Genomic DNA, 21,225 nt, shown 5'->3' on the forward strand with positions numbered 1-21,225 from the left:
CGGCGCGCCGGAAGGAGAGAATGTGAAGGAATCCCGAGTCGTAGTGGTCACCGGCGCCAGTGGCGGCATCGGCCGCGCGACGGCCCGCCGCTTCGCCGCCGAGGGCGCGCACGTGGCCCTGATCGCCAGGGGCAGTGCGGGATTGGCGGCGGCGGCCGAAGACGTCGAGCGCGCCGGGGGGCGCGCGCTGCCGATCCGCGCCGACGTCGCCGATTTCGACGCGGTGCACGATGCCGCGGACCGCGTGGAGGCCGAACTGGGACCGATCGACGTCTGGGTGAATTCGGCGTTCACGTCTGTGTTCGCGCCGTTCGCCGAGATCGAGCCCGCGGAATTCCGGCGCGTCACCGAGGTCACCTACCTGGGCTCGGTGTACGGCACGATGACCGCGCTGGCCCGGATGCGCAGGCGTGATCGCGGAGCGATCGTGCAGGTGGGTTCGGCGTTGGGGGAGCGGTCGATTCCGCTGCAGTCGGCCTACTGCGGCGCGAAACACGCGATCGACGGTTTCGTCGAGGCGGTGCGGGTCGAGTTGCTGCACGACCACAGCAATGTGCACATCACCCTGGTGCAGTCCCCGGCGGTGAACACACCGCAATTCTCCTGGGTGCTCTCGCGGCTGCCGAAGCGGCCGCAGCCGGTGCCGCCGATCTATCAGCCCGAGGTCATGGCCGAGGCCATCACCTTCGCCGCCGCGCATCCGCGCCGCAAACAGTATTGGGTGGGCGCGAGCACGGTCGGTACGGTTCTGGCGCAGCGGCTGGCGCCCGCGATCCTGGACCGCTACCTCGCGCGCACCGGATATCGTTCGCAGCAAACCGATTCCGACGAGCGGCCGCGCGAGAACAACCTGTGGTCGCCGGTGGATCGCGCGGGCGGTCGAGATTTCGGCGCGCACGGCGTTTTCGACGACCGGGCCCAGTGGCGCAGCCCGCAGGCCTGGCTGGCCCGCCGCATCGAATCGGTCGCGGGATTCTTGGCCTCCGCTCCGCGCCGAAACCCCTTGGAGCCGGCCTTGTTCGGACTTTCGCTTCGGGGGCGGCGCGCAGCCCGACGGAGACGATTCGCCGCTGGGCGCTGATCCGGCCCGCGTCAGGTGGTCAGGCGGAATCCTGCGGCCGACTCAGCCAGCGCCATACCGTGTCCGATGCCGGATGCTTCCACACCGTGCGGCGGGAGCATTCCGGCCACGACCTCCGGAACACCTTCCGCCAGAAGCGGTTCCAGGCGCACGTGGTCGGCGAACCATTCCACGTGGCGCAGATTGGGAATGGCGGCGGCCAGCGGCGCGTGCAGGGCCGGGGCGCAGTGCGCGGAGACCTCCAGCCCGTGCGCGGCGGCCAGGGCCGCGCACTCGCGAAAACCGCTGTACCCGCCGCAGCGGGTCACGTCCAATTGCAGGCAGTCGACCATGTCGACCAGGTCCGCGGCGTCGTACCGGTCGTAGATGTACTCCCCGGCGGCGACCTCGCAGCGCACCGCGCCGCGGACCTGCTGCAATCCGCGCGGGTTGTCGCTGGTGACCGGCTCCTCGAACCAGACCACGCCCAGGCGGTCGAGTTCGGCCCCGATCTCGCGCGCCTGTTCGATGGTGTACGCGCCGTTGGCATCGACCATCAGACGCGCGTCGTCGCCGGCCAGACCGGCGGCCAGCGCGGTCCGGCGCAGGTCACGGTCGACCGCCTGGCCCCGATCCTGGCCGATCTTGATCTTCATCGCGGTGCATCCCGCCGCCCGCCATCCGCCGATCTGCTCGGCGAGCTGGTCGTCGTCGAGCGTGGTGAAACCGCCCGAGCCGTATACCGGGGTGGCCGGGCGCACCGGGCCGAACAGGGTCGACAGCGGTGTGCGCAGCAGCCGGGCCTGTAGATCCCACAGCGCGATGTCGATCGCGCTGAGTGCGTGCGCGACCACCGAACCGGTGCCGATGTTGCGGCAGGCGCGCAGCATCGCGGTGCGAATGCCGTCGATGTCGAACGGGGAGCGGCCGTGCAGCACCGGCGCCAGATCGTGCGCCACCACCGCGGCCGTCGAGGCGCTGGTGTAACTCCAGCCCAGGCCCTGCTCCCCGCCCGCCCGCACCGTGACGACCACGGCGGTGGTGGCATCCCAGCTCAGCGTTCCGTCGGCCTCGGGTTCGGGCGTGGGGAACCTGTACGCGGTCGCGGTGACCGGGCCTTCGATGCGAACGTCCGTGGCGGTCACGGCCTTTCCTTTCCGATCGCCTCGGCCAGAAGTTCGGCGCTGTGGCGCGGTTCGGAGCTGGGCAGCAGATGCCGGAGCTGGGTGCGACAGCTGAAGCCGTCGGCCAGCACGCGGGTGCCGGGGGCGCGGTCGCGCACGGCCGGGACGAGCGCGTCCTCGGCGCAGGCGACCGACACCTCGTAGTGTCCGCGTTCGAAGCCGAAATTGCCTGCCAGTCCGCAACATCCGGCATCCAGGACCTGCACGTCGGCGCAGACGCCGGCGAGCAGCTCGCGGTCGCGGTCGTACTTCATGATCGCGTGGTGATGGCAGTGTGGTTGCGCCAGAACCTTTTCCGGGAGGGCGGGCGGGCGCCAGTCCGGGACGCGCTCGGCCAGCAGTTCGGCCAGGGTGCGGGTCTGCCCGGCCAGCCGGTGCGCATCCTCGTCCTCGTGCAGGAGTTCGGGCAGATCCGAGCGGAACACCGCGGCGCAGCTCGGTTCCAGAACCACGATCGGGGTTCCGGCGCGCAACTGCGGCTCCAGGATTCGCAGCGTCCGGCGCAGCACGCGCTTGGCCGTGGGCAGCTGGCCGGTGGAAATCCAGGTGAGTCCGCAGCACACGCTCCGGTTCGGGATCTGAACGCCGAATCCGGCCGCCTCGAGCACCGCGACGGCCGCGTCCGCGATCGCGGGTTCGAAGTTGTTGGTGAAGGTGTCCGGCCACAGCAGTACGGTGCCGTTCGGGGCCGATTCGGAAGTGGTTCGGGGATTGAAGGTTTCGGTGAATCGTCGCGTCGCGAACCGGGGCATGTCGCGACGCGGGTCTATCCCGCCCGCGCGGGCCACCAGCCGCCCCAGACCGGGTGCGTGGGTGACGGCGTTGGCCAGCGGCGCGATCGCGGTGCCCAGCCTCGCCCACAGCGGAATCCACCCCATCGAATAGTGCGCCATCGGCCGCAGCCGCCGGCTGTAGTGGTGCGACAGGAATTCGGCCTTGTAGGTGGCCATATCGACGTTCACCGGGCAGTCGCTGCGACATCCCTTGCAGGACAGGCACAGATCCAGGGCGTCGAGCACCTCGCCGGATCGCCAGCCGTCGGTGATGACGTCGCCGTTCATCATTTCGAACAGGACACGCGAGCGCCCCCGGGTGGAGTGCTCCTCCTCCCTGGTCGCCCGGTAACTCGGGCACATCACCCCGCCGTGCTCGCCGCGGCATTTCCCCACGCCCACACAGCGATTGGCGGCGACACTGAATCGGTCGCCGTCCTGGGGGAAGCTGAAATGGGTGGCCGGATCCCACGGCCGGTAGGCCACGCCCTGCCGCAGATCGCCGTCGAGCGGATGCGGATCCACGATCTTGCCCGGGTTCATCCGGTTGCGCGGATCGAACAGCGCCTTGACCTCGCCGAACGCGGCGACGACGCGGTCGCCGAACATGATCGGCAGCAACTCGGCACGGGACTGGCCGTCGCCGTGCTCGCCGGACAGCGATCCGCCGTATCCGGTCACCAGATGCGCTGCGGCCTCGGCGAATCGGCGGTAGTTCTCGATTCCCTCGGCGGTGCGCAGATCGAACGGAATGCGGGTGTGCACGCAGCCGTGCCCGAAATGCCCGTAGAGCGAACTGGATTCGTAGCCGAAGCTGGTCAGCAGCCGCTCGAAGTCGCGCAGATATTCACCCAGGCGTTCGGGCGGAACCGCGGCGTCCTCCCAGCCCTCGTGCGTCTCCGGCCCGTCGGGGGGATAGGCGGTGGCGCCGAGGCCGGCCTCGCGCGCGGCCCAGATCTCCGCCTCCCGCATCGGATCGTCGAGCAGGGACGAATCCGCGCCGGTTCGCTCGTGCAGGTCCTCGACCATCGCGTGCGCCTTGCGGTCGGCCGCGTTCTGGTCGTCGGCGTCGAATTGCGCCATGAGCCAGGCGTTTCCGTCCGGCAGCTGCTGTATCGCCCGCTCCGCCAGGTGTTTGCTGTGCTCCAGCTGCACCAGGCGGTGATCGAGGCCCTCGAGCGCCGCCGGTTCGTGCCGCAGCACGTGCGGAACGGCGTCCGCGGCGGCGTAGACGTCTTCGAAGCCCAGTACGACCAGCGCCTTCGCCTTGGGGATGGGGACCAGGGAGATCTCCGCGCGCAGCACCGTCGCCAGCGTGCTCTCGGTGCCGACCAACAGGGTGGCCAGATCGAACCCGTTCTCCGGCAACAGCGCGTCGAGGTTGTATCCGGAAACCCGCCGGGGGATGTGCGGATACGCCTTGCGGATATCGTCTCCGTATCGGTCGGCGATGCCGCGCAAGCCGGATATCAGGGTGTTCAGCCGGTCGTCCGGCCTCGATCCGTCCGTCGCCTCCGGCCCGCCGGAACCCACCCAGGCGCGCAGGCCGTCGTAGGTCACGATCTCCAGGCGCCGCACCGAATCGGCCATCTTGCCGTACGCCTGGGCGGTGGAGCCGCAGGAGTTGTTGCCGATCATTCCGCCGATCGTGCAGCTGACGTGCGTCGAGGGTTTGGGACCGACCATCAGCCCCTTCGGCTCGAGTTCCCGGTTGAGCCGGTCCAGCGCGATGCCCGGCTCCACGACCGCCCGCCGCGCCTCGGCGTCGACCGAGAGCACGCGATTGCAGTACTTGGTCCAATCGATCACCACCGCGGTGTTGCAGCACTGCCCGGCCAGGCTCGTGCCGCCGCCGCGCGAGAGCACCGGCACATCGTGCTCCCGGCAGATCGCCACCGTTTCGGCGGCATCCTCGGGGGTGCGGGGCACGACCACGCCCAGCGGCACCGCGCGGTAGTTCGAGGCGTCGGTGGAATAGGTGGCCCGGGTGCCCGAATCGAAGCGGACCTCGCCGTCGACTCGCTCGGTCAGCGCCTCCCGCAGGGCCTGCAGCGGCCACTGCGCGTGCCGGGATGGTGTGTGAGTCGCAGAGTCGGACACGGTCATTTCGGGAGCACCTTCCTGTCGGCGGCACGGTCGCGATGCGTCGCGGCTACCCGCGTGCGCGGATCGCACACGCGGCGATTGAGGCGCGAGTGCCCGGGTATCCGGCCGCCGAAGCGGCGACGCCGCCGCGGCGGACCGGACGACACGGACAGGAGCGAACATGGTTCAACTGGTTGGCGACTACGTCCTGCAGCGCCTGCGGGAATGGGGCGTAAAGCAGGTCTTCGGATATCCCGGCGACGGCATCAACGGTCTGATCGCCGCCTTCGGCCGGGCGGACAACGAACCCGAGTTCGTACAGGCGCGTCATGAGGAGATGTCCGCGTTCGAGGCGGTGGGATACGCGAAGTTCAGCGGGGAGATCGGGGTCTGCGCGGCGACCTCGGGCCCGGGTGCGATCCATCTGCTCAACGGCCTCTACGACGCCAAACTCGACCATGTGCCGGTGGTGGCGATCGTCGGGCAGACCGCGCGCAGCGCGATGGGCGGCAACTATCAGCAGGAGGTCGACCTGCAGTCGTTGTACAAGGATGTGGCCAGCGACTATCTGGTCGAGGTGAACGTCCCCAGTCAGCTGCCCAACGCGCTCGACCGCGCCTTCCGGATCGCCCGCGCGCGACGCGCGCCGACCGCCGTGATCATTCCGGCGGATCTGCAGGAGGAGCGGTACGAGGGGCCGACGCACGAGTTCAAGCAGGTGCCGTCGAGCCCTCCGACCGAGACCGGCGTGCGGGTGATTCCCGATACCGACGATATCCGCCGCGCCGCGGAGATCATCGAGGCCGGCTCGCGGGTGGCGATCCTGGCCGGGCAGGGTGCGCGCGGGGCCGCCGCCGAACTGACCGAACTCGCCGAGATCACCGGAGCCGGTGTCGCCAAGGCGCTGCTGGGCAAGGATGTGCTCTCCGACGAGCTGCCCTTCGTCACCGGTGCGATCGGCCTGCTGGGCACGCGGCCGAGTTACGAACTCATGCGCGACTGCGACACCCTGTTGATCGTCGGCTCGAATCTGCCCTACGCACAGTTCTTCCCGGAGTTCGGCCAGGCCCGCGCGGTGCAGATCGACATCGACGGGGCGATGATCGGAATGCGCTATCCCACCGAGGTCAATCTGGTCGGCGACGCGAAAGCGACACTGGCGGAACTGATTCCACTGCTGACCCGCAAGACCGACCGCACCTGGCGGGAGAAGATCGAGGCCGGCGTGGCGCGCTGGTGGGAGACGATCGAACGTCAGTCGATGCTCGACGCGCAACCGGTGAACCCGATGCGGGTGATCTGGGAACTGTCCCAACGGGTTCCGGACAACGCGATCATCACCGCGGACTCCGGTTCGTTCACCAACTGGTATGCCCGGTGCCTGCGGATGCGCGGCACGATGCGCGGCTCGCTGTCCGGCACGCTGGCGACGATGGGGCCCGGGGTGCCGTACGCGATCGGCGCGAAGTTCGCCCATCCCGAACGCCCGGCGATCGCGCTGGTCGGCGACGGGGCGATGCAGATGAACGGGTTGGCCGAGCTGATGACCATCGCGCGGTACCAGCACGAGTGGAGCGATCCGCGGCTGATCGTGTGTGTCTGCCACAACAACGATCTGAACCAGGTCACCTGGGAGCTGCGCGCGATGAGCGGATCGCCGAAATTCGAAGAGTCCCAATCACTTCCGGACATCTCCTACGCCGACGTCGCACGCTCGTTCGGGCTCAACGCCGTCGCCGTCGATGATCCGGGCGATATCGCCGGTGCCTGGGAGCAGGCGCTGCGCGCCGACCGTCCCACGGTTCTGGACGTGCGCTGTGATCCGGAGATGCCGCCGATCCCGCCGCACGCGACCTGGGAACAGATGAAGTCCACCGCCGAATCGGTGCTGCACGGCGATCCCGAGGCGTGGCACATGATGACCCAGGGCGTGAAAACCAAGGCGCAGGAATTCATCCCGAGCGGCAGAAGCTGAGCTGTCCACACAGCGAGGAGCTCGACATGCAGGACAAGGCCGAACAGGACGTCGTCGAGGTGCTGACCGCGCAGCACGAGCAGATCGCCACCCTGCTCGGGCAGATCCGGGGCCGGCACGAGGACCGGCGGCAGTTGTTCCACGAGCTGGTGCGCCTCCTGGCCGTGCACGAGAGTGCCGAGGAGGAGGTGGTGCACCGGGCGGCGCGGCGTGCCGCGTTCGGCGTCGACGATATGGTGAAAGCCCGTCTCGCGGAAGAGCATCGAGCCAAACGCCAGCTCGCGGACCTGTGCGACATGGATGTGGACGATCCCGGCTTCGGGCCCCGGTTCGCGCAGTTCGCCGATGCCGTCGCCGAGCACGCCGCGCATGAGGAGGCCGAGGAGTTCACCCTGCTGCGCGAGCAGTTCTCGCAGACCCAGCTGTACCGGATGGCCGATACGGTGCGGTTCGCCGAAGCGATCGCCCCGACCCGTCCGCACCCGAGGGCAGGCGAGTCGTCCCTGGCGAACGCCCTGATGGGGCCGCCGTTCGCGCTCTTCGATCGGGTCGGCGACGCCATCCGCAACCGTCGGGAAGGCGGGAGCGGATGAGCGAGCCGGTCTCCGGGGCGCGCACCGGGGCGGCGGTCGAGACGATCGCGTGGTGGTGCGCCTGCGTCGCGATCTGGCAGGCCACCGTGACGACGCCCAGCTGGCAGGAATGGGCGGCATCGGGGATATTCGCGATCCCGGTGGCCGCCTGTGCCCGTCCCGCGCGACGGGCCGCGCGCGGGGCGTGGCGGCTGCCGGCGGATTCGGCCCGGGCCGCGGCGCATCTGATTCCCGCGATCGTCGCCGATGCCGCGGGTGCGCTGTGGCTCGCGGCGCGCCGGCGCGGGGCGGGCGGCGAATACACCTATCTGCCACTGCCTTTCGAACATTCCGCGGCGCGGCGCGACGGTCGCGAAGCCGCCGCCACGGTGCTCACCTGCGCCACCCCCGGCGCGGTGGTGGTCGGCTCCGACCCAGAGCGTCAGCGTTTGGTGGTACATCGACTGCCGTTGCGGCCGACGGCGATGGCCCAGCGGATACGCCGCGTCGCCTCGACGGGAGATCGACTGTGAGCCATGGGATCTGGCTGCTCGCCGCGGCGGTGCTGTTGATCGGCGCGATCGGGCCGGGCCTGGTGGTGACCGCGCGTTCGGCTGCCGCGCACCGCCTGATCGGACTGCAACTGATCGGCTCGGAGGTGACCCTGGCACTGGTGGCCGTCAGCCTGGGGGTGGGCCGGCCGGATTATCTGATCGTGCCGTTCGTGCTGGCTCTGCTGTCCTTCGCCGGAACGCTGGTGTACGCGCGCCTGATCGGAGCGTCCGGTGACTGATCTGGTGCACTGGGCCGCAGCCGCGGTCCTCGGCCTGTCGGTGCTCGGCGCGGTGTGCGCGTCGCTCGCGGCGGTATGGGTCCGGGACGCGCCCACCCGGCTGCACTATCCGGGTATCGTCGGCTCGGCCAGCGGCCCGCTGCTGGCCGTGGCCGTCCTGTTCGACGCGGGCCCCGGAATGACCACGCTGACCGTGGTCGCCACCGTGGTCCTGCTGGGCTTCACCGGCACGGCTCTGACCGCGGCGATAGGCAAACTCAACGCGCCCCGTGCGGTGCGTTCGGCGGGCGGGGCGGGCGGCTCCGGCGAGGAGGAGCGATGAGCGTCCTGCTCGTGGTGTCGCTGATCCTGGTGGCGGTGGCCGGGACGATCGTGGTGTGCACCGACGGCCCACAGCGGCAAGCGGTTTCGCTCGCGGTGTACGGCGTGCTGCTCGCGCCGGCGTTCCTGTTGCTCGGCGCGCCGGACGTGGCGCTGTCGCAGATCGCGGTGGGTTCGGCGGTGGTTCCGCTGATGGTGTTGCTCACCGTGCGTATGGTGCGGCGGCAGCGCCGATGAGTACGGCGTGGCGGTGGGCGGTGTTCCTCCTCGGCGCCGCGGGCGTGCTGGCGGCGCTGCTGATCGCGGTCTGGCACCTGCCCGCGTTCGGCGCGGATGCGCACCCGTACCGGGACGCCGCCGTCGCCGCCGCCGCGCGGCAGAACTCGCCGAATGTGGTGTCCTCCGTCAACTTCGACCAGCGCGGGCTGGACACTCTCGGCGAGGAGGGCATCCTCGTCGCCGCCGTGGTGGGAGCGGCCACGCTGTTGCGTGAGACCGCGCCCGCGCGGCCGAAAAGGGACCGCCGCAGATCCGGGTTGCTCGCCGCGACGGCGTCGGCCGGTTACCTGATGCTGCCGATCACGGTGGTGATCGGCGCGGACGTCGTCGTGCACGGCCATCTGACCCCCGGCGGCGGATTCCAGGGCGGCGTCGTACTCGCGACCGGCATCCATCTGCTGTACATCGCCGGTGACTACGAGGCGTTGCGGCGCGTTCGGCCCTTGAGCTGGTACGAATTCGGGGAGGCGGGCGGTCTGGGCGCGGTGGTCGCACTCGGAATCGCCGGACTGGTCACCGGATCGGGGTTCCTGGCCAATATCCTTCCGCTCGGCCGGGCCGGGGAGCTGCTCTCGGCCGGGACCGTGCCGCTGTACAGCTGCGCGGTCGGAATCGCGGTCGGCAGCGGTGTGGTGGTGTTGCTGGCGCAATTCCTCGATCGGCACGAATCGGCTGGAAAGGACAGTGCGTGAACGTGTTTCCGTACGTGGTGGCCGTATGGCTGCTGCTGGCCGGCATGACCGGGGTGGTGCGCAGCCGCCATCTCGTGCACACGGTCGTATGCGTGTCGATCGCCCAATCGAGCACCTACGTCCTGTTGCTGGCGATCGGTTATCAGAAAGGGGCCACGGCGCCCATCTTCGGTTCCGCGAATCCGCCGGGGTCGCGGGTGGTGGACCCGATCGTGCAGGCGATGGCGTTGACCGACATCGTGGTCTCGGCGACGGTCAGCGCACTGCTGCTGGCCCTGGTCATCCAGGTCTCGAAGCGGCACGGCACGGTGGTTCCCGACGAACTGCACGCGCTGCGCGGCTGATGCTCGCCTCGAATACGCTGCCGCCCTTGGTGATCGCCGTGCCCATCGGTGGCGCATGCCTGCTGCTCGCGCTCGGGCGGCACATCTCGCGTCGCGTGGTCGACGGCGTCGCGCTGGCGGTGGCCGCGGCGGGCGTGGTGGCCGCGGGCGCGCTGCTGTACGCCACCGGCCGGGGGACGGTGGTGACGTGGGCGGGCGGCTGGCGGCCGGGGCCGCATTTCGCGGTCGGCATCGTGCTGGCCGCCGATCGGCTCGGCGCCGGCGCGGCGCTGCTGGTGGCGGTGCTCACCGTGCTCGGACTGCTGTTCGGGTGGCACTACTTCGACAGTCTGCACGCCCACTATCCCGCGCTGATCCTGATGTTCACAGCGGGCATGAGCGGATTCGTGCTCACCGGCGACCTGTTCGACATGTTCGTGTTCTTCGAGTTGATGAGCGTCGCGGCCTACGCCCTGACCGGCCTGAAGAACGAGGAACCCGAATCGGTCCAGGGCGCTTTGAATTTCGGTGTGATCAACTCGCTCGGCGCGTATCTGTGCCTGTTCGGCATCGGCCTGCTCTACGCCCGCACCGGGCAACTGGGTCTGCCGCAGCTGGGGGCGGAACTGGCAGGCCACGGACGAAACGTCGTGGTGCTCATCGGCTTCGGGCTCGTCGTCACGGGCTGGCTGGTGAAGGCCGCGGTGGTTCCGTTCCATTTCTGGCTGGCCGACGCGCACGCGGTCGCGCCCGCACCGGTGTGCCTGCTGTTCTCCGGCGTGATGGCGCCGCTGGGGGTCTACGGTCTGGCGAGACTGTACTGGTCGGCGTTCCGCGGCGTGCTCACACCGGCCGCCGCGCACCGGACGATGCTGGTGCTCGGGGTGGTGACCGCGGTGCTGGGCGCGGTGATGTGCCTGTTGCAACGGCATCTCAAACGCATGCTGGCCTACTCGACGATCGCGCACATCGGCCTGTTCCTGCTCGGCCTGGCCGCGGCCACACCGGCGGGCGTTGCCGCGGCCGCGCTGTACCTGGCCGGCCACGCGGCGGTGAAGGGCGCGTTGTTCCTGCTGACCGGAATCATCTTGTCGCAGTACCGATCTCTGGACGAACACGGCCTGTTCGGTCGCGCCCGCCGTCATCGCGGAACCGGGGTGCTGTATCTGACGGCGGGTCTGCTGCTGTCCGGACTGCCGCTCAGCGGCGTGGGCCTGGGGAAGGCGCTGCTCGAGGAGTCCGGCGACTCGGCCGCGCTCACGGCGACGGTGGTCGTCGTTTCCGCGCTGACCGGCGCGGCCGTGCTGCGCGCCGGATCGCGGGTCTTCTTCGGTCTGGGCGGCCGTCCCGGCGACGCGGAGACCGGTGAGGAGACCACCGGTGCGCACGAACAACCCGACACCACGCCGGTCGGGCGGCCGCCCGCGACGATGCTCGGCGCGGTGATCGCCCTCCTGGCGATCGGGGTGGCTTCGGGGCTGCCGGTGCTCGCGCGAACCGTCGGCCCCGCCGCCGCGCAGTTCTGCGATGCGGGCGACTACCGGGCGCACGCACTTCGCGGTGTCGCCGCGGCGGCCGCTCCGGCGGCGCCGCATATCGGCTGGACCCCGGCCGGTGTCGGGTGGGGCCTGGTGTCCGCGGCGCTGGCCGCGGCGGTCGCCGCCTGCGCACTCGTATTCGGTGCGAAGACGTTGCCGCGCAAGGTGGTTCGTCCTGTTCGGCTACTCATCACCGGACTGCACGGCGTGCACAGCGGCCATCTGGGGGATTACGCCGCCTGGCTGATGGTCGGGACCGCGGTCATCATTGGTCTGGTGACCGGCGGGTGACGGCACAGCGGTGGCGTCAGTGCGTGGTCGCCGCACCGAAGGAGGCACCGGCGATCGCCGCCGAGAACGCCTCGAGGTCGCCCGGATTGCGCGAGGTGATGAGCGTGCGGCCGTCCTCCGAGGAGTGCACCACCTGCTGATCGACCCACTGACCGCCCGCGTTGCGGATATCGGTGCGCAACGACGGATACGAGGTGACCGTTTGCCCGTCGGCGAGACCGGCCTCGACCAGCAGCCATGGGCCGTGGCAGATGGCCGCGACCGGCTTGCCCGCCTCCGCGAACGCGCGCACCAGTTCCACCGCCCGCGGTTCCTGACGGAGCTTGTCCGCGTTCACGGTTCCGCCGGGGATGACGACGGCGTCGTAGTCGGACGCGGACACCGAGCCCAGGTCGTTGTCCGGTTCGACGGTCACGTCCTTCTCGGTGTCGTGGACGAAGGTCTGCACCGAACTCTTCTCCGGAGCGGCGTGCACCGCACGGGCGCCGCGCTCGCGCAGCCGTTCCAGCGGTACCAGCAACTCGTCCCGCTCGACGCCGGTATTCGATGTGATGACCAGGATGTTCGGTGTTCCGAGCTGTGATCCCTGCATCGTGCCCTCCTCGACATTCGCTGCTCGTCCGGTATGACTCGGTGAGCGGCTACCCGCGAGGCGGCCCCGAAAACTTCGCGGCCCGGCGGCGGTGCCGGGATTCGCGGCCCGGCGGCGAGGCGCACCGGGCCGCGGCGTTCCTCAGGAGACCTTGACCTTCGCCTCGGTCGTGAACTCCTCGCCCGCGATGATCTGCGAGACGAATCCGTCCGGACCCACCGGGCGGTCGCCGACCACCGTCACCCGGTGCAGGGTCCGCGTCACGTCCAAGTGACCGAGGTCTTGCGGGCCGAGGTGGGCGGTGGCGCGGTTGTCCCAGACGGCGACGCTGGCGGCATCCCAGCGGAACCGGACCGTGTACCGGGGGCTGCTGAGGTGGCCGAAGAACAGCTCGAGGATCTTCGCGCTCTCGACCGGAGACACCCCGACGATGTGATCGGTGAAGCCCGGGTTGACGAACAGCGCCCGCTCGCCGGTCTCGGGATGCACCCGCACCACCGGATGTTCCGAGATCAGCAGGTTGTCGTTGATCCGGCGCGCGTAGGCCTCGTCGTCGTCGAACTTGCGGCCCGCCGAGAACCGGTGCACCGCGGTCAGGCCGTCGGCGAACTTGCGCAGCGGCTCGGACAAACCTTCATATGCCGCAACGAGATTCGTCCACGTGGTGTCGCCGCCGAATTCGGGAACCACCTCCGAGCGCAGGATGGAGATGGCCGGCGGGTTGACCGAGGCGGTGACGTCGGTGTGCCAGCCGCTGTAGTAGCTGTACTGGCGCTCCTGGGAGTCCGGCCGGGCCGAGCCGTAGCGCCGCTGGTAGACCTGCGGGTCGATGGTGAGGATCTGCGGGGCGTCGCTGGGCGGCGCGTCCTCGTGCGGGTGGGCGTGGGTGAGTTCGCCGAAGCGGCGGCCGAACTCGATCTGCTCGGCGTGGCCGAGGTGCTGGTCGCGGAAGAACAGCACCTTGTGCTTCAGCAGTTTGCGGCGCAGTCGCGCGACGGTCTCGTCGTCGAGCGGCCGGCTCAGGTCCAGCCCCTTGATTTCCGCACCGATATGCCCGGCCACCCGCTGCACGGTGAAGGCGCCCCCGTTGCCTGCGGTCGTTTCGTTCTTTTCGACAGCCAGCGTCATCTCACTACACTCCATCGGATTCGAATGCACCGGCCGAGAGTTGCCATCGGTGCGGTTGAATGTCGTGCGGCGCTGAATCTTCGCGGTCCGCACGGCGATTCCGATGGTAATTCCCGAATCGTGCGTGCCGCACTCGTTGGCGTCGTGGTGATTTCAAATATCCGTTCGGATCATGCTGAGGCGGAACGGTCACAACGGCATCCCGGTCTCGTAGGGTTGGGCGGAGACGAATGGGGAACAGACGGAACCGAGGCCTATGAGAGCCGCGAGAGGATGGCCGACGGCCGCGGGCGCGGTGCTGCGTGCGCTGTTGAAATCGGGGAGTGCATCGCGTTCGGTGATCGCAACGCACGCGGGCCTGTCCCCGGCGACGGTGACCGGTCAGACCCGGGCGCTGCTCGATGTGGGACTGCTGCGCGAATCGCCGCCGGCGGACCGGTCGCAGCGGGTGGGCCGGCCGCATTCCCCGCTGGAACTCGACCGGCGAAACGCGGTGGCGGCCATCCATTTCGCGGCGAGCCAGACCCGGGTCGCGGTGCTCGACATCGCGGGGACGATCATCGCCGACGCGCTGGTCCCGCACCGCAGCATCGAGGGCGCCGATCTGGTCGCGGACGCGGCCGCCGCGCTCGCCGCACTGCGCCGCGAACTTCCTTCCGACACAAGGATATTCGGCGTCGGTGTGGCGACCGGAGGCTGGGTCGACCCGGAGGCCGGTGTGGTGCTGTCACATCCGCTGCTGCGCCTGCGCGGCACCCCTGTCCGGGAGCTGCTGGCGCGGCTGACCGGACTGCCGGTCGAACTCGACAGCCACGCCCGCGCGATGGTGCACGCGGAGCAGCTCTTCGGCGTCCTGGGTTTCGAAACCTCGGCGGCGGTGCTGTTCGTGGGCAATGTCATCGATGCCGCGTTCGCCGTCGAGGGCCGGGTGCACTACGGCCCCGGTTCCTCGGCCGGATCACTGGCCACGCTCGTGCCATCCGGACTCGGACCGCACGCCGAGGGCCCGCTCGACGCCTACTCCGACCGGTCACTCGAAAAGCGCGCTGCCGCATTGCGACTCGTCGACAAACCCACCATTCCGGCGCTGATCGCCGCCGCCGGGACCGATTCGCGGGCGCACGAGCTGTTCCAGGAGCGTGCGCGCGGGCTCGCCGTGGTGGCCGCGACTCTGCTCGACGTACTGAATCCGGAGACGCTCATCATCACCGATCGCGCCTTCAGTCTTCTGCCCGGGGTGCGCGCCACCTACTTCGACGCCATCGCCGCGCGGGCGCAGATGGGTTCGTCCGCGCGGCACCGCGTCACCGGCACATCGTTTCCGGGGCGCTCGCTCGAAACCGCCGCCGCGACGGTGCTGCTGCATCGCCTCTACGCCGACCCGCTCGCCGTCGCGACGGACGGATTCGATGTGCGCCGAACGGCGGTGACGACGCCGCAGTTCGATTCCCGGTAATTTTAAATAGACCGAATATTGTGGGACACAACATAATTCGCGACGATCGACGGATGAGAAAGCTGATCGAAGCGCGACCGTCCGCGCACCGGATGCGCCGCACCCGCCGGGTCGGCGCGGCGTCCCTCGCGGTGCTGATCGCCGCCTGTGCCACCGCGGGCTGTGCGACCTCCGGCGGGTCGGCCGATCTCGGTAAGGCGCTACCGGCCGGCGTGCCGCCCGGGACCTCGCTGAAGATCTCCGCGACCGATATGAAGGTCGCGCTGACCAGCAGCGGGCAGATCGGCAAACTGCCGTTCACCGTGTCCGACTGGCCGAACATCTCCGCTGGGCCGGATGTGATCCAGGCATTCAAGGGGCATGCGGTGGACCTGGCGAACAACGCCGGAATTCCGTCCATTCAGGCGCGCGCACAAGGTCTGGACACCCGCATCGTGGCCGTGCTCTGGCGTAGCAGTCCCAACTACGGCCTGGCCACCGCCCCGGGCACAGCGATCCACACATTGGCGGATCTGCGCGGGAAGAAGATCGCGTTCTCGCCCGGCCAGGCACAGGGCGGGGTGGTGTTGCGGAGTCTGCGGCAGGCCGGGCTGAGCACCAAGGATGTCACGCTCGTGCAGCTCAACAGTCCGCAGTTCCTCACCGCGCTGCAGGCCGGGCAGGTCGATGTGGCGCCGCTGGCCGAACCGTCGCTGACGAAATATCTCACGCAGTACCGCTCCCAGGGCGCGACCACGGTGCCCACCAACGCCGTCGACGCGCTGAGCATTCTGTGGGCGCCGACCTCGGTGCTCGGCGACGACAAAAAACTCGCGGCGATAACGGAATTCGTCAAGTTCTGGTCGCGGGCCAAGGTCTGGGAGTGGGAGAACCAGGACCGCTGGATCGCCGACTACTACGTCGCGAATCAAGGGGTGAGCGAGGCGGACGGCCGCCGCATCATGGCCACGACGGATCGACCGTATTTCCCGGAGAACTGGGATCAGGCCATCGACTGGGAACAGAAGACGATCGATTTGATCACCGGCTCGGGCGCATTCGGGAAATCCTTCGACGCCCACCAGCTGTTCGACCGGCGCTTCGAGACGGTCGCCGGCGAAGCGGTGGCTCCGAACTATCGCACCATCGCACAGGGGTGAGGTCATGACCGTCGTTTCCGCGCATCTTCCCGCGCTCGCCGCGCCGGACAGGACGGCTGCGGCTGGTTTCACCGCGCGACCCGCGCGCCGTCGGCTCGGCCTGCGCCGGCAGCTCCCGTTCGCCAGGCTGCTGGGTGTGGCGCTGCTGCTCGCCGCCTGGTCGGCGGGTGCATACCTGGGATTGCTCGATCCGCGGAAATTGTCAGCGCCGTGGACGGTCACCGCGACCGCGTGGCGGTTGCTCACCGACGGGCAACTGCTCGCCGATATCGCGGTGTCCATGCAGCGGGTGGCCACCGGGGTGCTGCTCGGCGTCGTGATCGGCACCGCCCTGGCATTGATCGCCGGACTCTCGCGCACCGGAGAGTCGTTGGTGGACGGCGTGGTTCAAGTCAAACGTTCGATTCCCACGCTGGGCCTGGTGCCCCTGATGATCCTGTGGCTGGGTATCGGCAACGGCTTCAAGATCGTGCTGATCATGCTCGCCGCCGCGGTCACCCTCTACGTGCCCACGCATTCCGCATTGACCGGTATCGATCGGCGGCTCGTCGAATTGTCGGAGATCCAGAGCGTTTCCCGGTTCGAATTCATTCGGCAGGTGGTGATTCCCGGATCACTGCCCGGGTTCTTCCTCGGCCTGCGGCTCGCGGTGAATACGTCCTGGTTGGTGCTCGTGGTGGTCGAATCGGTCAATGCGACCGACGGCCTGGGAAAGATGATGCAGGACGCCCAGAACTACGGCCAGGCCGACGTCATTCTCGTCGCGCTGGCGGTCTACGGGATCTTCGGCCTCCTGTGTGATTCGGGAATCCGGATCCTGGAGCGAAAGGTGTTGTCGTGGCGGCAGACTCTGGCGGACTGACCCCGGCCGAAGATCCGGCCGGTATCGGTGCGGGTGTGCAACTGGCCGGTGTGACCCGTAGGTTCGGCGGCCGGGCGGTACTGGACGACATCGATCTGACGATTCCCGAGGGCCGGTTCGTGGCGCTGCTCGGCAAGAGCGGGTCCGGAAAATCCACGCTGCTGCGGGCGCTGGCCGGAATCGATCACGGCGTCGCGGGCGAGGGCCTGCTGCGGGTGCCGGCGCGCACATCGATGGTGTTCCAGGACTCGCGGCTGCTGCCCTGGAAGCGGGTGCTGGCGAACGTGTTGTACGGGCAGCCGCGTTCGCGCCGGGCCGCGGCCACGCGACTGCTGACCGAAGTGGGTCTGGCCGGACGCGAGAAAGCCTGGCCCGGTGAGCTTTCCGGCGGCGAACAGCAGCGGGCCGCGCTGGCGCGGGCGCTGGTGGGCGAGCCGGAACTGTTGCTGGCCGACGAGCCCTTCGGCGCCCTCGACGCGCTGACCCGCATCCGCATGCACGCGCTGTTGCGCCGCCTGGTCGCGGCGCATCGTCCGACCGTGCTGCTGGTGACCCACGATGTGGACGAGGCCATTTCGCTGGCCGAGCGGGTGCTGATCCTGGACCGCGGCCGCATCGCCGTGGATATCGACATCGATATCGAAGGCCCGCGCGACCCGGCCGAACCGCAGTTCCAACAGCTCCGGCGTTCGCTGCTGAGCGCTCTGGGCGCCGATCCGATCGCGGCGTGAGCACCGTTTTTCTACTACCGGAAAGAATTCCGCATACCGATGAGCAGAACCCTGCATTTGAACGCATTCCTGATGTCCACCGGCCACCACGAGGCGTCGTGGCGGCTGCCGGAATCGAACCCGTTGGCGCACTTGGATGTCGAGCATTACATCGGTCTGGCGCAGACCGCCGAGCGGGGTAGGTTCGACTCCGTCTTCTTCGCGGATTCGCCCGTACTGCAGGGCGATCCGGGCCGACGACCGGTCGGCAAACTGGAGCCGACGATCCTGCTGACCGCGATCGCGCTGCGCACCAGCCGGATCGGCCTGATCGCCACCGCCTCGACCAGCTACAACGACCCCTACAACCTGGCCCGCCGGTTCGCCTCGGTGGACTGGGTGTCCGGTGGCCGGGTGGGCTGGAACATCGTCACCACCGCCGGCGCCGACGCGGCGCGCAACTTCGGCCTCGACGACGTTCCCGACCATCGGCTGCGCTACGAGAAGGCCGCCGAATTCGTCGACGTGGCAACCAAACTCTGGGACAGCTGGGACGACGACGCCTATATCGGCGACAAGGAACTGGGCATCCACTCCGATCCGGACAAGGTGCGCGAGATCAACCACATCGGCGAGTTCTTCCGCGTCGCCGGGCCGCTCAACGTGCCGCGTTCACCGCAAGGGTATCCCGTTCTGGTACAAGCGGGTTCGTCCGAGGACGGCAAGGGATTCGCCGCTCGGTATGCCGAGGCGGTCTTCACCGCACAGCAGACCCTGGCAGACGGCAAGCGGTTCTACGCCGACCTGAAGGACCGCGCCCGCCGGCTCGGGCGCGACCCCGATACGGTCAAGATCCTGCCCGGAATCGTGCCCGTCATCGGAGATACCGAAGCGCATGCGCGTGAACTGGACGACCAGCTCACCAACCTGATCCGGCCGGAGTACCAGCGGCGCGCCCTCGCCGAGCGATTCAAGCTGCCCGTCGAGGCGCTCGACCTGGACAGCGAGTTGCCCGCCGATCTGCCCACCGAGGACGAGATCCAGGGGGCGAAGAGCCGGTTCACGCTGATCGTCGACCTGGCCCGCCGAGAGCGACTCACGGTGCGGCAGTTGATCGCCCGGCTCGGCGGCGGCCGCGGCCACCGGACCTTCGCGGGCACCGCGCAACAGGTCGCGGACACCATCGAGGAATGGTTCACCGACGGCGCCGCCGACGGATTCAACGTGATGCCCGCCGCCCTGCCTTCGGGCCTGGACACCTTCGTGGACCGGGTGGTGCCGATCCTGCAGCAGCGCGGCCTGTTCCGGACCGAATACGCCGAGTCCACCCTGCGCGGGCACTACGGACTCGCACGTCCGGCGAACCGGTTCGACGCGGCGCCCGACGCGGTGATCGCCCGGTGAGCCGATCGCATTCGACGGCCGATCAGGGCTGACGGCGGTATCTGCTGGTTGTATCTGTCACCGGTCAGGATGCGCGCGCAGCGACATGTGCGGAGGTTGGGATCGTGGCTTCGGATTCTGGGCATGGCAGTAACCACTTCAATTGACGTACTGTGATTGATGTGCTTCACTTGCCGTACTTTATGAGGCAAAGGTGGTGTGATGCGCCAGAACCCGGCCCGTCGGGCCGCGCTGCTCGACGGCGCCATCGAAGTCCTCGCTCGCGAGGGGGCGCGCGGGCTGACTCAGCGCGCGGTCGACAAAGAGGTAGCGGTGCCCATCGGCACCACGTCCAACTACTTCCGCAACCGCGACGCTCTTCTCGTCCAGGCCGGCGCCCGCGTCTACGAGCGGCTCAGGCCCGCGGAGGACGCGCTCACCGAGATGTTCGACCAAGCACAGGACGCCGCCTCGTACCGCACGATGCTGCGGGAGAGCACCGGCAGGGTCGCGGCCTTCCGATCCGGGCACCTGGCGATGCTGGAGCTTCGGCTGGAGGCGACCAGAAGACCGGAGCTGCGCACGCTGCTCACCGAACGGGTCCGCGCCGACATCGACGAGAACATCACCCGGCACCAGACTGCGGGCCTGCCCGGAGGCACGACCGCCGTGCTGCTGATGTACCTGGCCATGAACTGGCTGATCGTCGAGCAGCTCACACTTCCGGAAGTCTTCACAGACACCGAGCGAGACGAACTCCTCACGCAGGCAGTGGAGCGCATCGTCACCCCATTCTCCACATCCACGAAGTGACACCCGGTCGGGGTCGGCCCGCCCCTGAATCACCGTCCCCGCCACCGATCGACGAAGGATCTGCCTTGCGCAAGCTCGTGTACTACATCGCCTCCACTCTCGACGGTTTCATCGCCGGTCCCGACGGCTCGGACCCATCCGGCCCCGGCGGCTTCTGGACACCGTCCGAGGACTACCTACGGCACCTCATCACCCACTACCCCGAAACCCTGCCCGGCCCTGCCCGGGCCGCGCTCGGTATCACCGTGGCAGGCACTCACTTCGACACCGTCGTCGAAGGCCGCAAAAGCTATGAGGTCGGCCTCGCGGCCGGCGTGACCGACGCCTACCCGCACCTCAGGCACCTGGTCTTCTCCCGGTCACTGACCGAAAGCCCGGACCCCGGCATCGAACTCGTCGCCGATGACCCGGCAGCGACGATACGAGAGCTCAAACGCCATGGCGGCAAGGACGTCTGGCTCGTCGGCGGCGGGGAACTGGCCGGCGCACTCTACGGCGAGATCGACCGCGTGATCGTGAAACTCAGCCCGCTCACCATCGGCACCGGCATACCCCTGTTCGGACGGACCGCAGCGTTCGCGCCCAACGCATGGAAGCTCATCGACCACACCGTCCTCGAGAGCGGAGCGGCCTTCCTCACCTACGACCGAGGCCCCGGCACTCCTGCGCCCTCCAATCAGTAGACGCCGGAGAATCGGCTCATCGACTCGACCCAGGTCGCCGACGCCGGCTGTAGGCGGTGGGCCTTCTGGCGTGCCCGATGCATCAACCAGCACTCGGCCTGAAGTCGGCATTTCCGGACCTTCGAGGTGGAGGTGACAGCGTGCTTCTTTCCGGCTCGGTAACAGGAGCAACCTGTAGTTGGTGACAACTTCCGTCGCTGTGGGGCGTGGTGTCGGTTGAGTACTACCGGGGCAGAAGGACGGGAAAAACGCATACGGAAGGGAATCGCACATGGGACTCCGGGATACAGGTCGTCGCCTGTGGCGCATATGTGACACATGTCGCAAGGATTCCGGGTCAGGGTTACTCGGGGTGAGACAGCGCTGCTGCGATCAGTTCGCGGGCCGCGGTACCGTATCGAGCTTGGGCGTGTAGTCGCGCCGCGCGAGCCCGGGGAGTTTGCTCGGGTCGTCATTGCTCAGGAACAGCACGTCACCACCTCTTCGGAGTCGCGGCGGCAGGCACTTCCACTGCGGTCTCATGGCCCGGAATCTGCATGAGGGCCAGAGCTTCCGGGTTGTTCACCACCGGCC

22 protein-coding genes are annotated in these 21,225 nt (G+C 68.9%); 17 read left to right on the plus strand and 5 right to left on the minus strand.

The window, feature by feature from the left end; translation table 11 throughout:
• Positions 1-22 precede the first annotated feature (22 nt).
• Positions 23-1,081 carry an SDR family oxidoreductase gene (locus AC5WS7_RS18865; RefSeq protein WP_495955796.1) on the plus strand — a complete coding sequence of 353 codons (1,059 nt, stop codon included), beginning with the start codon at positions 23-25 and terminating at the stop codon, positions 1,079-1,081.
• An 11-nt stretch (positions 1,082-1,092) separates the two neighbouring features.
• On the opposite strand, the gene AC5WS7_RS18870 is transcribed toward AC5WS7_RS18865, so the two are convergent.
• Together AC5WS7_RS18870 and AC5WS7_RS18875 are read right to left on the minus strand one after the other, a co-directional pair.
• The gene (locus tag AC5WS7_RS18870) at positions 1,093-2,205 is read right to left on the minus strand and encodes an enolase C-terminal domain-like protein (RefSeq protein ID WP_495955797.1); all 1,113 of its coding nucleotides are present in this window, start codon (positions 2,203-2,205) and stop codon (positions 1,093-1,095) included.
• Positions 2,202-5,123, minus strand: a complete 2,922-nt coding sequence (locus tag AC5WS7_RS18875) for an FAD-binding and (Fe-S)-binding domain-containing protein (protein WP_495955798.1) — start codon at positions 5,121-5,123, stop codon at positions 2,202-2,204. Before AC5WS7_RS18875 ends, AC5WS7_RS18870 begins: the two co-directional genes overlap by 4 nt.
• Positions 5,124-5,283: 160 nt before the next feature.
• Between AC5WS7_RS18875 and AC5WS7_RS18880 the strand changes: the two genes are divergently transcribed.
• Genes AC5WS7_RS18880 through AC5WS7_RS18920 form a run of 9 tightly spaced genes read left to right on the plus strand, consistent with a single transcriptional unit; the run spans position 5,284 to position 11,886 of the window.
• Complete coding sequence (locus AC5WS7_RS18880; RefSeq protein WP_495955799.1) at positions 5,284-7,077, plus strand: thiamine pyrophosphate-requiring protein; 1,794 nt, start codon at positions 5,284-5,286, stop codon at positions 7,075-7,077.
• Positions 7,078-7,103: 26 nt separating this feature from the next.
• Complete coding sequence (locus AC5WS7_RS18885; RefSeq protein WP_495955800.1) at positions 7,104-7,670, plus strand: hemerythrin domain-containing protein; 567 nt, start codon at positions 7,104-7,106, stop codon at positions 7,668-7,670.
• Positions 7,667-8,182, plus strand: a complete 516-nt coding sequence (locus AC5WS7_RS18890) for a hypothetical protein (RefSeq protein ID WP_495955801.1) — start codon at positions 7,667-7,669, stop codon at positions 8,180-8,182. The genes AC5WS7_RS18885 and AC5WS7_RS18890 overlap by 4 nt, the downstream gene beginning before the upstream one ends.
• Positions 8,179-8,442 (plus strand): MrpF/PhaF family protein, encoded by a 264-nt coding sequence (locus tag AC5WS7_RS18895; RefSeq protein WP_495955802.1) that lies wholly within the window; start codon positions 8,179-8,181, stop codon positions 8,440-8,442. The genes AC5WS7_RS18890 and AC5WS7_RS18895 overlap by 4 nt, the downstream gene beginning before the upstream one ends.
• The gene (locus tag AC5WS7_RS18900) at positions 8,435-8,764 is read left to right on the plus strand and encodes a hypothetical protein (RefSeq protein ID WP_495955803.1); all 330 of its coding nucleotides are present in this window, start codon (positions 8,435-8,437) and stop codon (positions 8,762-8,764) included. The genes AC5WS7_RS18895 and AC5WS7_RS18900 overlap by 8 nt, the downstream gene beginning before the upstream one ends.
• Positions 8,761-9,000, plus strand: a complete 240-nt coding sequence (locus AC5WS7_RS18905) for a Na(+)/H(+) antiporter subunit B (RefSeq protein WP_495955804.1) — start codon at positions 8,761-8,763, stop codon at positions 8,998-9,000. Before AC5WS7_RS18900 ends, AC5WS7_RS18905 begins: the two co-directional genes overlap by 4 nt.
• Positions 8,997-9,734, plus strand: coding sequence for an MnhB domain-containing protein (locus tag AC5WS7_RS18910; RefSeq protein WP_495955805.1), 738 nt, complete (start codon positions 8,997-8,999; stop codon positions 9,732-9,734). The genes AC5WS7_RS18905 and AC5WS7_RS18910 overlap by 4 nt, the downstream gene beginning before the upstream one ends.
• Positions 9,731-10,078: a sodium:proton antiporter gene (locus AC5WS7_RS18915; RefSeq protein WP_495955806.1), complete on the plus strand. Its 348-nt coding sequence runs from the start codon at positions 9,731-9,733 to the stop codon at positions 10,076-10,078. The genes AC5WS7_RS18910 and AC5WS7_RS18915 overlap by 4 nt, the downstream gene beginning before the upstream one ends.
• Positions 10,079-10,107: 29 nt before the next feature.
• Entirely contained in the window at positions 10,108-11,886 is a 1,779-nt protein-coding gene (locus AC5WS7_RS18920; RefSeq protein WP_495955956.1) for a complex I subunit 5 family protein, read from the plus strand.
• Positions 11,887-11,902: 16 nt separating this feature from the next.
• On the opposite strand, the gene AC5WS7_RS18925 is transcribed toward AC5WS7_RS18920, so the two are convergent.
• Positions 11,903-12,478, minus strand: coding sequence for a type 1 glutamine amidotransferase domain-containing protein (locus tag AC5WS7_RS18925; RefSeq protein ID WP_495955807.1), 576 nt, complete (start codon positions 12,476-12,478; stop codon positions 11,903-11,905).
• Between the two features lie 141 nt (positions 12,479-12,619).
• On the minus strand, positions 12,620-13,606 hold the full coding sequence (locus tag AC5WS7_RS18930) for a TauD/TfdA dioxygenase family protein (protein ID WP_495955808.1): 987 nt from the start codon (positions 13,604-13,606) through the stop codon (positions 12,620-12,622).
• A 256-nt stretch (positions 13,607-13,862) separates the two neighbouring features.
• On the opposite strand from AC5WS7_RS18930, the gene AC5WS7_RS18935 reads away from it, so the two are divergent.
• The 7 genes from AC5WS7_RS18935 to AC5WS7_RS18965 all read left to right on the plus strand — a co-directional run bounded on the left by AC5WS7_RS18935 (position 13,863) and on the right by AC5WS7_RS18965 (position 20,652).
• The gene (locus AC5WS7_RS18935) at positions 13,863-15,062 is read left to right on the plus strand and encodes an ROK family transcriptional regulator (RefSeq protein ID WP_495955809.1); all 1,200 of its coding nucleotides are present in this window, start codon (positions 13,863-13,865) and stop codon (positions 15,060-15,062) included.
• Positions 15,063-15,115: 53 nt separating this feature from the next.
• A complete protein-coding gene (locus AC5WS7_RS18940; RefSeq protein ID WP_495955810.1) occupies positions 15,116-16,201 on the plus strand; it encodes an ABC transporter substrate-binding protein in 1,086 nt (361 codons plus the stop codon).
• A 4-nt stretch (positions 16,202-16,205) separates the two neighbouring features.
• Positions 16,206-17,063, plus strand: coding sequence for an ABC transporter permease (locus AC5WS7_RS18945; protein WP_495955811.1), 858 nt, complete (start codon positions 16,206-16,208; stop codon positions 17,061-17,063).
• A complete protein-coding gene (locus tag AC5WS7_RS18950; RefSeq protein ID WP_495955812.1) occupies positions 17,039-17,794 on the plus strand; it encodes an ABC transporter ATP-binding protein in 756 nt (251 codons plus the stop codon). The genes AC5WS7_RS18945 and AC5WS7_RS18950 overlap by 25 nt, the downstream gene beginning before the upstream one ends.
• A gap of 39 nt (positions 17,795-17,833) precedes the next feature.
• Positions 17,834-19,177 (plus strand): LLM class flavin-dependent oxidoreductase, encoded by a 1,344-nt coding sequence (locus tag AC5WS7_RS18955; protein ID WP_495955813.1) that lies wholly within the window; start codon positions 17,834-17,836, stop codon positions 19,175-19,177.
• Between the two features lie 201 nt (positions 19,178-19,378).
• Positions 19,379-19,969, plus strand: coding sequence for a TetR/AcrR family transcriptional regulator (locus AC5WS7_RS18960; protein WP_495955814.1), 591 nt, complete (start codon positions 19,379-19,381; stop codon positions 19,967-19,969).
• A 65-nt stretch (positions 19,970-20,034) separates the two neighbouring features.
• Complete coding sequence (locus AC5WS7_RS18965; protein ID WP_495955815.1) at positions 20,035-20,652, plus strand: dihydrofolate reductase family protein; 618 nt, start codon at positions 20,035-20,037, stop codon at positions 20,650-20,652.
• Positions 20,653-21,024: 372 nt separating this feature from the next.
• Here the strand turns inward: AC5WS7_RS18965 and AC5WS7_RS18970 are convergent, their stop codons facing one another.
• Positions 21,025-21,174, minus strand: coding sequence for a hypothetical protein (locus AC5WS7_RS18970; RefSeq protein ID WP_495955816.1), 150 nt, complete (start codon positions 21,172-21,174; stop codon positions 21,025-21,027).
• Positions 21,175-21,225 lie beyond the last annotated feature (51 nt).

This window comes from Nocardia sp. PLKS1-43, from assembly GCF_059510335.1.